General features: G+C 57.4%; 13 protein-coding genes. 7 read left to right on the plus strand and 6 right to left on the minus strand.

Translation table 11 applies throughout. The features are described from left to right. The first annotated feature begins 1 nt into the window (after position 1). Entirely contained in the window at positions 2 to 619 is a 618-nt protein-coding gene (hisH, locus tag ABEB25_RS14900) for an imidazole glycerol phosphate synthase subunit HisH (RefSeq protein WP_345737212.1), read from the plus strand. A 13-nt stretch (positions 620 to 632) separates the two neighbouring features. Here the strand turns inward: hisH and ABEB25_RS14905 are convergent, their stop codons facing one another. Further along, a complete protein-coding gene (locus ABEB25_RS14905; protein WP_345737213.1) occupies positions 633 to 1,307 on the minus strand; it encodes a hypothetical protein in 675 nt (224 codons plus the stop codon). Positions 1,308 to 1,591: 284 nt separating this feature from the next. Here ABEB25_RS14905 and ABEB25_RS14910 point away from each other — a divergent pair, with 284 nt between their 5' ends. Beyond that, positions 1,592 to 1,834 carry a hypothetical protein gene (locus ABEB25_RS14910; RefSeq protein WP_345737214.1) on the plus strand — a complete coding sequence of 81 codons (243 nt, stop codon included), beginning with the start codon at positions 1,592 to 1,594 and terminating at the stop codon, positions 1,832 to 1,834. Positions 1,835 to 1,909: 75 nt separating this feature from the next. On the opposite strand, the gene ABEB25_RS14915 is transcribed toward ABEB25_RS14910, so the two are convergent. The 5 genes from ABEB25_RS14915 to ABEB25_RS14935 all read right to left on the minus strand — a co-directional run bounded on the left by ABEB25_RS14915 (position 1,910) and on the right by ABEB25_RS14935 (position 8,319). Then, positions 1,910 to 4,375 (minus strand): glycogen/starch/alpha-glucan phosphorylase, encoded by a 2,466-nt coding sequence (locus ABEB25_RS14915; protein ID WP_345737215.1) that lies wholly within the window; start codon positions 4,373 to 4,375, stop codon positions 1,910 to 1,912. 165 nt (positions 4,376 to 4,540) lie between these two features. After that, positions 4,541 to 5,395, minus strand: coding sequence for a 16S rRNA (cytidine(1402)-2'-O)-methyltransferase (rsmI, locus tag ABEB25_RS14920; RefSeq protein WP_345737216.1), 855 nt, complete (start codon positions 5,393 to 5,395; stop codon positions 4,541 to 4,543). Beyond that, a complete protein-coding gene (gene lptE, locus ABEB25_RS14925) occupies positions 5,395 to 5,907 on the minus strand; it encodes an LPS assembly lipoprotein LptE (RefSeq protein ID WP_345737217.1) in 513 nt (170 codons plus the stop codon). Before lptE ends, rsmI begins: the two co-directional genes overlap by 1 nt. Before the next feature lie 42 nt (positions 5,908 to 5,949). After that, positions 5,950 to 7,224 (minus strand): tetratricopeptide repeat protein, encoded by a 1,275-nt coding sequence (locus ABEB25_RS14930; protein WP_345737218.1) that lies wholly within the window; start codon positions 7,222 to 7,224, stop codon positions 5,950 to 5,952. A 117-nt stretch (positions 7,225 to 7,341) separates the two neighbouring features. Next, positions 7,342 to 8,319, minus strand: a complete 978-nt coding sequence (locus ABEB25_RS14935; protein WP_345737219.1) for a type I phosphomannose isomerase catalytic subunit — start codon at positions 8,317 to 8,319, stop codon at positions 7,342 to 7,344. Positions 8,320 to 8,498: 179 nt separating this feature from the next. On the opposite strand from ABEB25_RS14935, the gene ABEB25_RS14940 reads away from it, so the two are divergent. The 5 genes from ABEB25_RS14940 to ABEB25_RS14960 all read left to right on the plus strand — a co-directional run bounded on the left by ABEB25_RS14940 (position 8,499) and on the right by ABEB25_RS14960 (position 12,606). Beyond that, positions 8,499 to 9,491: a hypothetical protein gene (locus ABEB25_RS14940; protein WP_345737220.1), complete on the plus strand. Its 993-nt coding sequence runs from the start codon at positions 8,499 to 8,501 to the stop codon at positions 9,489 to 9,491. A 3-nt stretch (positions 9,492 to 9,494) separates the two neighbouring features. After that, on the plus strand, positions 9,495 to 9,842 hold the full coding sequence (locus tag ABEB25_RS14945) for a diacylglycerol kinase family protein (protein WP_345737221.1): 348 nt from the start codon (positions 9,495 to 9,497) through the stop codon (positions 9,840 to 9,842). A 190-nt stretch (positions 9,843 to 10,032) separates the two neighbouring features. Next, a complete protein-coding gene (locus ABEB25_RS14950) occupies positions 10,033 to 10,944 on the plus strand; it encodes an alpha/beta hydrolase (protein ID WP_345737222.1) in 912 nt (303 codons plus the stop codon). Between the two features lie 43 nt (positions 10,945 to 10,987). Beyond that, positions 10,988 to 12,121 carry a phosphatidylglycerol lysyltransferase domain-containing protein gene (locus ABEB25_RS14955; RefSeq protein ID WP_345737223.1) on the plus strand — a complete coding sequence of 378 codons (1,134 nt, stop codon included), beginning with the start codon at positions 10,988 to 10,990 and terminating at the stop codon, positions 12,119 to 12,121. Positions 12,122 to 12,348: 227 nt separating this feature from the next. Further along, entirely contained in the window at positions 12,349 to 12,606 is a 258-nt protein-coding gene (locus ABEB25_RS14960; protein ID WP_345737224.1) for a hypothetical protein, read from the plus strand. The last annotated feature ends 64 nt before the right edge of the window (positions 12,607 to 12,670 follow it).

Consider the following 12,670-nt stretch of genomic DNA (forward strand, 5'->3'; position numbering starts at 1 on the left):
CATGAATCTCGGTGTGCTCGACTACGGCGCTGGCAATCTGCGCAGTGTATTGAATGCTTTCAAGGCCATCGGCCATGAGGCCCAACTTGTCACGGAGCCGAAAGGTTTCGAAGGGCTGGACGTGCTCGTTTTCCCAGGCCAGGGGGCCTTTGGCGACAGCGTCCGCATCATCAAGGAGCGGCTGCTTTGGGATCCCCTGAAGCAGTGGCTCAAGGATGAGCGGCCCTACCTGGGCTTCTGCCTGGGTTACCAGCTCCTCTTTGAAGCCAGCGAAGAATCCCCCGGCGTCGAAGGCCTGGGCGTGGCCCCCGGCATTGTCCGCAAGTTCCTGCCGGATCATGGGCTCAAAATCCCGCACATGGGCTGGAACCAGGTCCACTGGGAAGAACGTGGTGCCAAGTGGTGGAAAGGGCTGCCCAATCCCTCCTACCTCTACTACGTGCACAGCTACTACCCTGACGTGGCGGATAAATCCCTGGCCCTCTGCACCACCACCTACGGCAACGAATTCACCGCCGGCATCTGCAAGGACAACCTCATGGCCGTGCAGTTCCACCCCGAGAAGAGCCAGGACACGGGCCTGACCCTGCTGCGGAATGCAGTGGGAGTTTTTGCGTAAGCATCACTTTCCTTCACTTGGTCTCGATATCCAGGACCGAACGGTCGTTCTGGTATCCCTCTGGATAAGAAACGATGACCGCCGCAGGCAACGTGAGCTTGCCCCCCCTTTCTTCAAGGGTCACCAATTGGACAGAAAGGTCGGTCAAGCAGACCCCTATCTTGCCATCGGGCCAAGCGCGTCCACGTCTTGGCTCATCCTCTCCTTTTCGCCACCAGAGAGGCCAAGCAGCATTCACACTGTTTTCAAATAACAGTATTTCATTGGGCGATGAGGTATTAGACAGCCCGCCAAACATCATCCAGTGATTCTCATTCGGCCCAACGGCCTGTGCGTAGTGGGGAGCTAAACCCACCTCCCCATCCGGTTTGTAGGGCGAACGAACAGCCCCGAAGAGTTTCTCGTCATCCAAGAGCTCATCCTTAAATAGCTGACGAAAGACCAAGTTGGCAGTCTTGCGCTCATCATAGTGAATGGCATCCGGAAAAATACCGCCATTATCTGACGCCCAAGCATGAAACTGGCCTCCAATGGATCTCACGTTCTTGATGCTCGCAGCTTGTTCACCCGCCGTTTTAACCAACTGCCAGGAGGCCATCGAAATGAGGCCTACCAGACCGGTCACGCCCAGCACGCTTCCCCATTGAAGCCATCCCCACTTTTTTGTCGGTTTATCCGCCTGATCCATGCATGATTTCAGCAGGCCGCAGCCAACTAGGCAAGGCTGAATAATTCCTATGATCTAACGGATCATCAAGAGCACCAAATATTCAGTCTAACAAACATTGTAAAAAATATCTGTTTGGTCATTGCCTGCAAATCGGCATCCGTGGTAAAACAAAAAATCCGGAAAATCCGTCCCGATGATTCACCTCATCCGCAGCGGAGGATCTGGGCATCTGCTCTCCCGAGCCAGCCGGTCACTTCCATCGAAAAGTCTCACTGCGAACTGTTCATGGAAAGGTCCCACGTATGCCCGAACCCATAGCCAATGACCCCTGCCACCTGCACTGCAAGTGGAACGGGAAAGACATGTGCCTCCGCTGCCTGCTGTCGCCCGAGGCCATCGCTGAGCACCATCTCAGCCTGGGGGTCGCCTGCGGCCTCCGTCACATTTACTTCCCCAGCGAGCTGCCTCCCTGCGTCCACCTCAATGGCGAGGTGGACTGGCACTACTCGGAGGAAGAAGAGGAGCATGAGGCCATGCTCGTTTGACCTCCCCACCCTCAGACAAAGAAGCCGCCTGTGAGTGAACACAGGCGGCTGGTAGAGCTTGGCTGTTAACGCGGATTACTCGCCGATGGGCACCTGGGGCAGGTTCCAGACTTTCTCCGCGTATTGCAGGATGGTGCGGTCACTGCTGAATTTGCCCACGCGGGCAGTGTTCAGAATGGCCATCTTCACCCACTTGTCCTGATCCTTGTAGGTGGCGTCCACTTGGGCCTGCGCATCCACATAGGACTGGTAGTCCGCCAGGCAAAGGTAGGGATCACCATGGTCCAGGAGACTGCGGCGCAGCGGCTGGAATTCCTCGGCATTGCCCGTGAAGTAGTCGCTGCTGATCCAGTCGATCGTGTTGCGCAACTTCTCGTTAGCCCAGTAGTAGTCCCAGGGATTGTAGCCCTTGGCGCGCAGCTCCGTCACCTCTTCCACGGTGAGACCAAAGATGAAGATGTTTTCCGAACCGACTTCTTCCTCGATCTCCACATTGGCTCCGTCCAGGGTGCCGATGGTGAGGGAGCCATTCAGGGCCAGCTTCATATTGCCCGTGCCGGAGGCTTCTTTGCCTGCAGTGGAAATCTGCTCCGAAAGGTCCGAAGCAGGGATGATCTTCTCTGCCAGGGAAACCCGGTAGTTCGGCATGAAGACGACCTTCAGCTTGTCACCCACACGAGGGTCATTGTTCACCTTCGCAGCTACGGCGTTGATGGCATGGATGATGTTCTTGGCCAGGAAGTAACCTGGGGCCGCCTTGGCACCAAAGATGAAGACACGGGGATGGAAATCCGCGTTCGGATTGTCCAGTATCTCGCGATACAGCGTGACGATGTTCAGCAGGTTCAGGTGCTGGCGTTTGTATTCGTGGAGACGCTTGATTTGCACATCAAAAAGCGCATCCGGACTGACGGTCACGCCGCATTCATCCAGGATGATCTTGGCCAGCACCACCTTGTGGTCGCGTTTGATTTTGGCATAGCGCGCCCGGAAGATCGGATCATCTGCATACGGATCCAGATTGCGCAGGAGGTCGGCGTTTTTCTTCCAGCTTTCGCCGATGGTCTCGGTGATGAGCGCGGAGAGCTGCGGATTGCAGACATCCAGCCAGCGGCGGAAGGTGATGCCGTTGGTCAGGTTCAGGAAACGGTCAGGATACAGCGCGTAGAAATCCGCAAACAGGCGCTCGCAAAGCAGGCGTGTGTGCAGCGCGGCCACACCATTGGTGGCGTGACTGCCCAGCACGGAAAGATTGGCCATGCGAACGTACTTGCCACCGCGCTCCTCGATGAGGGAAAGGCTGCGCTTTTTCTCGCTGTCGCCGGGCCACTTCGTCTCGACATCACCTTCCAGGAAGAGCTGGTTGATCTGGTAGATGATCTGGAGATGACGTGGAAGCACACGCTCAAACAGACCGACGGACCACATTTCCAGGGCCTCAGGCAGAAGGGTATGGTTTGTGTAGGCGAAGGTTTCTTGGCAGATCTTCCACGCATCGTTCCATGGCAGCCCTTCCAGGTCCACCAGGATGCGCATCAGCTCGGGGATGGCAACGGCAGGATGAGTGTCATTGAGCTGGATGGCGGCCTTGGAGGGGAACTCGCTCCATGGCAGGGTATAACCAACTTTAAAACGACGAACAATGTCTGCCAGGGAGCAGGCGACAAAGAAGTACTGCTGCACCAGGCGGAGCTCCTTGCCGCTTTCGGTCGAGTCATTCGGGTAAAGTACTTTGGAGACCGTCTCGGCGATGGCCTTGTCGCGCAGGGCCTCGACATAGCTGCCTTCATTGAAGACCTGGAAGTTAAAGTCTTCATCCGCCTGGGCCTGCCAGAGGCGCAGCACGTTCACCGTGTGGCTGTCATAACCGACGATAGGGATGTCCCATGGCAGGCCCAGCAGGGCTTTAGTCTCCACCCACTCCGAGCGCGGGTGCCCGCAGTCATCAAACTTCTGCACCACGCGGCCATAAAGCTGCACCGTCTGACGGTAGCTGGGGCGGGCGATTTTCCAGGGGCTGCCATCGCGCATCCAGGCATCCGGATGTTCCACCTGCTTACCATTCACAAACTCCTGGCGGAACAGGCCGAACTCATAATGAATGCCGTAACCGATGGCCGGCAGATTCACGGTGCTGAGGCTGTCCATGAAACAGGCGGCGAGGCGGCCCAGACCACCGTTGCCCAGGCCCATGTCAGGCTCACAATCCAGCAGGGCATCCAGGTCCTTGCCCATCTCGCCGAGAGCGGCCTTGGTGGACTCATAGAGACCTGAGTTGCGCAGATTGTTTTCCAGCAGCCGCCCCATGAGATACTCCAGGGAAAGATAGTGCACACGACGCACGCCGGACTGGCGATGCAGGGTGCGGGACTTCGTCGCGTGATCCATCACCCGGTCCCGGATGGCCAGGCAGGTGGCCACCCACCAATCGTTCTTGCTGGCGGATTCCACATAGGCGCCCAGGGTAAAGCGCAGATGATTGATGATGGAGTTTTTGAGACTGTCCTTGGAATTGCCGAGGTCGCAGGGGGCGGGTATCATAAGAGGAAGGGGTGGCGTAGAAAAGCAGTTCTGATCATCACGAAAGGGCCGATGTCAAAACGCCAAGAGGCTGAGCAAAAAAGATGGCAGGCAAAGCACCGCACATCATTCGGCTAGGCCGGGGCGTTCGGATTTCGTCATTCGTCATGGGAACCAGGTTGGAGGTCACCAGGTCACCCATTTCGGAAGTTCACGCGGGGCAATGACCAGGGTGATTTCGCCTTTGGGTGTCTTGGATTGGTAATGAGAAAGCACGTTCCGGGCCGGACCGCGCTGGAATTCCTCAAACTTCTTCGTCAACTCCCGTGCGACCACCACCCGATGCTCCGGAGCCTGCTCCGCAATCATCGCCAAGGTATCCACAATGCGGTAGGGGCTCTCGAAATACACACTGGTGCAGTCTCGGCCCACGGCGGCTGTCAGCTCAGTGTTTCGCTGGCCTTTTTTGTGTGGCAAAAAGCCGCCAAAATAAAACGGAGTGGTCGGCAGGCCAGAGGCGGCAAGGGCTGTCAGCACGGCACTCGGGCCAGGAATTCCCTCCACTCTCAACCCCGCAGCCACGACACTCTGCACAAGCCGCTGCCCCGGATCTGAAACCGTGGGCATACCTGCATCTGAAATGAGCGCCACGCTGCTGCCCTGCTGAAGCTGGGCGACAATTTCCGGAATGCGCCGCGCTTCATTGTGCTCATTCAGGCTGATGAGTCGTGAACGAATGCCATGATGCGAAAGCAGGCGGCCCGAATGGCGCGTGTCTTCACACGCAATGGCGCTGACGGACTTGAGAATATGCAATCCGCGCAGCGTGATGTCTGCCAAATTGCCAATGGGCGTGCCCACCAAATAAAGGGCAGGCTGCAGACTGCTGGGCAGAAAATCAGCCAAGGCCTCATCTTCCTCCGCCGTCCCTTCGGCAGGCAGGTGGTCTTCCGCCACCCGCGTGGAGTCTTCATCCGTGCGCCAGGGATCCTCAATGGGACTTTCCGGCGCCGGACTCGGGGACTGGTCGTTTTCGTTCATCACCAGCCTTCGGTGATGTCAGCCGCGACGTTGGCGGCAAGACGCTGGGCCGCGTCTTCAAGCGCCTGCGCTTCGGAGTTCTGAACGTTGGAATCCAGGATCGTGTAGGAATCGGCCGAGCTGCGGCCGCGATGGATGGTGCTGCCACTGCCGGCATCCTTGATGACGTATTCCGTGCGCAGCGTCATGAGGAGCTGCGAAGTGCGGAGCACGTTGCGACGGTCTGAACGGAACTGAGAGCGGTCCACATTGATGACCTTACCATCCAGCACCGCTTCCGCATCTTCCATGGAGACGATTTCATAACCGCCGCTGTTCTGGATCTGTTTGATGATGGCATTGGTCACCAGCGAGCCCAGGCGGGGTTCCAGCGTCTGGTTTTCAAACGTCGGGATGGCCAGCTTCGTCACGTTCGTGAGGTGGGCAGGCTTCTGACCGCCGAGCTGGTAGCCCGCGCAGCCCGTGAGAGACACCACCAAACCAAAGGCACAGGCGAGGAGAGAAATTTTCATCCGGGAGAGAAAGAAGATCAGGCTGGAAAGAGAAACGGCAGATCAGTTGGCCGGGGCAGCAGGCTTCGGCGGCACAGGCAGGCTCGTAGGCGGCTGTGGCGGGATGCCGGGGGCCACAGGCGCGGCAGGCACTGGCAACAGGGCGGGTTTCTCTTCCGTCACAGGAGGCAGCAGGCTGCCACCGACAGGAGCCATGCCGGGGGTCAATGGCAGGGTGGGCTCCTGAATCGGGATTGGGAGGAAGTTGTCGTCGCCAGCACGCATCTTCGGCTTCTGGCCCAGGCGGGTCAGTTCCGGGGAAAGCGGGCCGATGTAGTCATCACGCGTCTTCAGGTTGCGAGCACCTGGGATGGTGTAGTCCTGGTCGGGCTGGCCTTTTTTGGCATCTGCCACCGCTTCAGGGTCCGCAGCGGCCAGTTCGGCCAAAAGTTCACGGGCTTCATTCGAGGCTTCAGGAGAACCGTATTTCAGGGCTTCGTTGAAGTAGATGGCAGCAGCCTTGGTCTTGCCCATGCGTTGGTAGAATTTACCGACGGCCAGGGACTGCGTGGCTTCAGCGGCATTCACCTGCTGGAGGATCATCTCAGCTTCATTGGCGCGGTCCCCCTTAGGGTTGGTGGACATGTAGGTGGTCAGCGCATCGCGGGTGGCCACGAGGTTCGACTTGTCCTCACTGCGGCTGGCGGCCACGCTGCTGATGGAGCCGATTCGGAACTGGGCTTCGCTGGCCTGCTTGGTGTTCGGGTAATTTTCCACCACGTTCTGGTAGGCAAGCACGGACTTATCTTTCTCACCCAGATCCTGATAGATTTCTGCGATGCTGAACTGGGCCAAAGGTGCCAGTTTGCCGAAGGGCGCGTTCTTGATGATCTGCTGATAAAGCTTGATCACTTCTTCGCCGCCCATCTTCACCGGAAGGATGAGCATGGCGCGCTGGCGGCGGCCCCCACGGGCTTCTTCCGCCAGTTCATACTGCTGCTGGAGGGCATCATTGAAACGGGCGCTGGAGCGGTGATCGTCAATGAACTTCTGAAAGGCATCGAAAGAGTTCGTCACGTCGCTATTGGCGCGGGTGATCAGGGCGCTGGCGTAAGCAGCTTCCGAGGCGGCAATCGTGAACGGATACTGCTTCACGATGGCGTTATACTGGCTCTGGGCGCGGCCGGTCTTGCCTGCATTCTGCGCTTCGCGGGCAGACATCAGCAGGGCAGTCGCCTGGGCTTCCTGGGCCTGGCGCTCATCGGCACCGGGGGCTTGTTTGCCCTTCTTTTCGAACAGTCCCAGGAAAGCTGGGGAACTGGTGGGCAGAAGAAACAATGATGCTGCCGCAAGGGCGCAAGCGGACAGTCTGGGAAGAACAGGTTCTCTCATCGGAACAAGATACTAAAGGCGTGTAAAGGGAACGTCAAGCTGCCGGAACGGCGGGTTTCATTCTCACACTCCGCCGCTGGTGGAAACTGGAATTCGCACTTCCAGCCAGCAAGCATCGGCACTCAGGCCCGTGATTTGCCGCTCTGCCGCCGTCATCTGTGCCGGAATGAGGGCAAAATCCCCCTTCCCCAGGGGGCAGCCATTGACACTCAGCCCCCCATCCACCACGGCCACCGTCAGGTGCTCCCCTTCCCGGCCCAGCAGACTGGAAGCAGGGTCGCCCTGGCGAACCTCAAAAAACGGACAGGTGGCCAAGGTGCCATCTGCTTGCGCCAGTTGCATGGCCGGCTCGTGGTCGTCGAAATTCATGCTGCGCAGCGAGGGGCCGATGTGCAGCTCCCGCGGCTGGCCATCCAGGCCGACGCGGTTCCAGTCAAATACCCGGTAGGTGGTATCGCTGTTTTGCTGAACCTCAAAAATCACCAGCCCCGCACCGATGGCATGCAGGCGGCCACTCGGCAGAAACAAGCTGTCGCCCGCCGCAGGCCGGATGGCGTGCATCAGATCGGCCACACTGCCATCCTGAAGCGCTGCTTCAAACTGAGTCCGAGTGACCCCGGCCCGCAGCCCGGCATAAAAACACGCACCCGGCTGGGCCTGGGCCACATACCACATCTCCGTCTTCGGCTCCCCCCCCAGTTCCTCCGCCACGGCCGCAGGCGGATGCACCTGGATGGAAAGATCGTCGCACGCATCCAGGATCTTCATCAGCAGCGGATACCGCGCCGAAGGATGACTGGCCAAAGCCTCGCCGAAAACCGCCACTCGATGCTGAGTCCACAGCTCATGCAGCGTCATTCCCGCAGCCTCCTCCCCGCGCACCTCATTCACCGCTTCGGCCCGGTCACAGATCTCCCAGGACTCCCCATACGGCAGCCGGGGATCCGGCAAAGAGCGGCCAAACTGAGACTCCAGATTTCGGCCTCCCCAAACGCGGGTTTGGTAAATGGGCAGAAAGCGCAATGGCTGATTCCAGTTCATGGAAAGATGCTAATGCGCAGGCTTGCCTCCCGGCGCAAGACCCCATTGCAGATAAAGAAATGTGACCAGTGTAAAATTCGTTCAATGAAACTTCTCATCGTGCACGTTGTTGCAAGCACAGGCCGTTAAATGCCACCACCCGGCATCTAGCGCTCTTCTCCCACTCCCAGCCACCCACCATGAAGTCCCTGCTCCTCACCTCCGCACTTTTGGCCGTCGGTCTCGCCCCTGCCGCCCACGCCCAGGCACCGGCCACCCCGACAGTGCCCCAGCCAGGCACGACCCTGACGGAGGCCCAGGTGAACTCCGTGATGACGCAGCTCAAGGAACTGGAAACCCAGATCCTGCAAATGCGCGGCAGCAACCTCTCCGGCATCCTGGCCAAACTTCGTGAAGGCACCGCCAGCGACCAGGCCGCCATGAGCCTTTACCTGGACTGCGACAACATCGTGAACAGCGAGCGCAAGGAAGTGGACAAATCCGATGCCCGCAAGCGCATGGACAGCATGCAGCGCAATGCCAAGGGCGGTAACAACGATGACAACGGCGATGCCGCTTTCGCCATACGTCTGGGCATTCAGTACCTCATTCTCACCCTTGAGGCTCATGAGGCCAAAGACGATGAATTTAAAAAGATGGTGCCCAAGCTGCAGGAATACATCAACTCCGTCGTCGCCGCCGCGCCCAAGCTCAAAGGGGTGGCCTATAATAGGCTCAACAATGCCCTGAATAACAACAACCCGATCGTCGAGGCATTCAATCTCAACCGCTACCTGAACCGCAAAGAATGGAGCCCCCGCGCGGCAGACGTCGGCAGCATGTACATGCAGACTCTGCTGCCACTGGCAGCGGTGGATAGCAAAGACAGCCTCCCTGCCCTATGGGATGCCCGCATCAATGCCGAGGGCATCTTCCGCAAGGAGCAGATGTTTGCCCCAGAATTTGAGCTCTGGACCAAAAATGAACTGCCCGCCCTTCGCTGGCAGCGCGCCCTCTTTCTCTATGAAAAAGGCCCCTCCACCATCAATGCCCTGGCTGACATGCTGAAGGTGATCAAGGAAAACCCAAGCCATCCCGACGCCCCGATGTGGGTCAAAACCATGCGGCAGATGGTGAACCAATCTGCCCCTGAGCAAAAGAGCGCCAACCTGGAACCCACCGCAGGCTCTTAGGGCATGGTCACCTGGCTGGCCAGAGTCCTGCGCAGTTTTGGGCCAGCTTTGACAGGCATCGGCACCGCTCTGCGCAGCCAGCCGAATCTTCAGATCCACCTCGCAGCCACCCTGGCGGTGACGACCCTCGGGCTAATTCAAAATTTGCCCACCTGGAAATGGGGCTGCCTGGGTCTCTGCATCGGCCTCGTTTGGGTGGCCGAGCTTCTGAATACGGCCCTGGAGAAACTGTGCGACCGGATCACCCTGGAGCGGGATGAGCAGATCCGTCAGGTCAAAGACATGGCCGCGGGTGCCGTGCTGATTGCCTGTGCCGTGGCAGTTTTTATGGCATTCATGATTTTCCTCTAATCTTCCAAAGTCACTAACCTCCATCGAGGCTCTCTATGGAAGAAATTTGGGACATTTTGGCTTATTTTCAGTGGTTTTGTAGACTTTTTGTAGGAAATCCCACACAAAACCGTGCATTCCGTAGGACAATCGGAAGAATTCTAGCTTTGATGAAAAATAATTAAGATGGTATTAGTGCGATTAACAAATAATGAACCAACCTGCACCATCTTACACCCACAGACCCGACAAGTCTGTGGATGAGCGATGGGAACTGGTGACCTTCAAATCTCTGGGGGTGGACATTCACGGCTGCTTTGTCCCCAGTGAAACTGCCCGTTCCGGCCCCACCCTGATCGTCTCTCACGGCGCAGGCGAGTTTAAGGAAAACTACTTTGAGATGGCGCGCAGCCTCTCCCGCCAGGGCATTTCCTGCCTGCTCCTGGACATGCACGGCCATGGTGCCAGCGGCGGGCATGCCTACCACGTTTCCATCCGCGAATGGGTGGCAGATCTGCTAGCAGCGCTGGATTATCTGGAGACCCGGCCCGATGTGGACCCGAAAAAAATCGGTGCCTTTGGCCTTTCCTCAGGCGGTACCGCCATCCTGGAAGTCGCCGCCATTGATCCCCGCCTCCGCGCACTGGTGGCTTTGGATGCCACCGTGATGAACACCCTTCCCTGGTCCATCACGCTGACAATGGGCACCCTCTGTGGTGTCGGTTACCTCAAACGCCTGCTGACGGGCAAAGACCTGCGCATCTCCATCGTGAAACTTCTCGAAGAGGTCCAACTCGCCGCAGATCCCGAGATCAATGAACGCCTGAAGGTGGACCCAGGCAAACGGCGCGCCTTTGCCAATTTCCCCCTGCCTGGCGCGGGTCACGCCTTCTTTGTGAACACCATCAAGCGGGTTTCCAAAATCAAAGCTGCCACACTCGTCATCTGGGGAGAGCAAGATAATCTAGACCCCGTCAGCACCGCCTACCGACTTCACGATGCCCTCACTTGCGTCAAGCAAGTCGAAGTCGTCGCTGGCAATGGTCACGCTGGGCACCTAGACCGCAACAGACAGCGCGTTTTTGATCTCACAGGAGATTGGCTTCTCGAACATCTGGCCTAGCGTCTTCGCAGAAAAGGTGTACACCTATCAGCCTTCCCCCATCATGCGCTCAATCTTAGGTAAAGAGTCTGAAAATTTCAATCATGAGGAGAAATGGTCTTTACTATCAGGCCATATCAAAAAGCATGGTTGTGAGGCGCTTTCATATGCGACGCTCCAGCATGGCATGGAATACTTTGTCCATGAGCTTGGCTACATCGCCTTTATCACGGCCACTCACCCTGTCTTTGCCCGCAAGCCCAAACGCATCGCCCTGACAGATCCCGTCTGCGCCCCTGAAGATCTGCAGCCCCTCATCGCTGCCTTTCTCAAAGAGTTCCCTGCAGCCGTCTTTGGCGTCGTTTCAGAACGATGCGCCACAGTCCTCCGCCAGATGGGCTTCAAGGTGAACTGCGTGGGGTATGAGCCTGAACTTCCCGTGCAGACCTACAATACCCAGGGCAACTGGAAGGAACTCGACATGATCAAACGCGCCCGCAACGAAGCGAAGCGCGAAGGCATCCGGATTGAGGAAGTTGACATCGCCAAGGTGCCGCTAGAGCAATTGAACGCCCTTTCCTCCAAATGGCTTCAAGGCAAAAAGGTCAATGACCGTGAGATCTGGATTTATGCCCGCCGCCCAGTCTACCAGCAGGAGCACGACGTCCGCAAATTTGTCGCCTATGACAAGGAAGGCATCGCCATCGGCTACGTGTTCTACGATCCCATGTACCGCGACGGCAAGGTCTTTGGCTACTCAGCAAACACCGTCCGCTGTGATGAAGCCCGCTATGGACGTCTGGCCACCGCCGTCCACATGGTGGCCATGGAAACCTTTAAAACTGAGGGCGTGGAAGTACTAAACCTTTTGTTATGCCCGTTCACGAACCTGGAGCGCGGCATCTATTCGGACGACCTGATGACACGCTGGTTTTTCCAGGTCAGCCAGCGGTTCGGCGGCGAGATCTACAACTTCAAAGGGCTGGCCTTTCACAAGTCCAAGTACCGAGGTTTTGAGAAGCCCGTGTACTATGCCTCCAACAGCACCCTGCCCTCCAACGATGTTTACCTCGCCTTCCTCACGGCAGACATCGCACGCAGCTACTTCGACACCATGAAGCTGCTGGGCATCGGCATTGTTAAAGAGCTGTTCAAGGGCACGCCAAAGAAGGCTGCTCCGGTAGAAAAATCCGCCTGAGCGGGTTTGTCACGGCTTCCACAAATGGCCTTCAGATTGGCCATGGAATTGCGTGGCCGTGAAAGGTGGCTTTCATCTTTTAGCAAGACAGCAACAGGCCACTTTTTTGTACATTCAAAGCCGAATCAGAGGTCGTTAAATTCAAATTTGAAACCAATTCGGCTGTGAAAAGTTAATTTTTTAAAATAATACACACAAATTAACATTCATGTGCGATAGTCTGCCGTATGAGCACATCACTTGACCCGACGAGGCTGCGCTTTTTGCTGCAAAATCTGCACAATGAATTCCCAGGGGTTGATTATGCAACCCTCGTGAGAACTGTCATGGAGGTCGAATCTCACATCGAACCCGATGAATCGTGGGACGACTACTGTGGTCGCATTCGTGACTCCATCGAGAGCGAACATGCGGCCACTGCCCACATCTCCATCCGCCGCATCGGGAAGATCACCCGCGCCCGCAGTCTGGTAGAAGTGCCTTGAACTGACTTTCCGAAAAAGGCTAAACCGCATCAGGTGCCGACTAAAGCACCGCGCCATCCGTAGA

Source organism: Prosthecobacter algae, from assembly GCF_039542385.1.
Lineage (GTDB): Bacteria > Verrucomicrobiota > Verrucomicrobiia > Verrucomicrobiales > Verrucomicrobiaceae > Prosthecobacter > Prosthecobacter algae.

Coding starts and splice junctions, on each gene's coding strand:
- hisH (WP_345737212.1), top strand. CDS start 2: ATGAATCTCGGTGTGCTCGACTACGGCGCTGGCAATCTGCGCAGTGTA.
- ABEB25_RS14905 (WP_345737213.1), bottom strand. CDS start 1,307: ATGGATCAGGCGGATAAACCGACAAAAAAGTGGGGATGGCTTCAATGG.
- ABEB25_RS14910 (WP_345737214.1), top strand. CDS start 1,592: ATGCCCGAACCCATAGCCAATGACCCCTGCCACCTGCACTGCAAGTGG.
- ABEB25_RS14915 (WP_345737215.1), bottom strand. CDS start 4,375: ATGATACCCGCCCCCTGCGACCTCGGCAATTCCAAGGACAGTCTCAAA.
- rsmI (WP_345737216.1), bottom strand. CDS start 5,395: ATGAACGAAAACGACCAGTCCCCGAGTCCGGCGCCGGAAAGTCCCATT.
- lptE (WP_345737217.1), bottom strand. CDS start 5,907: ATGAAAATTTCTCTCCTCGCCTGTGCCTTTGGTTTGGTGGTGTCTCTC.
- ABEB25_RS14935 (WP_345737219.1), bottom strand. CDS start 8,319: ATGAACTGGAATCAGCCATTGCGCTTTCTGCCCATTTACCAAACCCGC.
- ABEB25_RS14940 (WP_345737220.1), top strand. CDS start 8,499: ATGAAGTCCCTGCTCCTCACCTCCGCACTTTTGGCCGTCGGTCTCGCC.
- ABEB25_RS14945 (WP_345737221.1), top strand. CDS start 9,495: ATGGTCACCTGGCTGGCCAGAGTCCTGCGCAGTTTTGGGCCAGCTTTG.
- ABEB25_RS14950 (WP_345737222.1), top strand. CDS start 10,033: ATGAACCAACCTGCACCATCTTACACCCACAGACCCGACAAGTCTGTG.
- ABEB25_RS14955 (WP_345737223.1), top strand. CDS start 10,988: ATGCGCTCAATCTTAGGTAAAGAGTCTGAAAATTTCAATCATGAGGAG.
- ABEB25_RS14960 (WP_345737224.1), top strand. CDS start 12,349: ATGAGCACATCACTTGACCCGACGAGGCTGCGCTTTTTGCTGCAAAAT.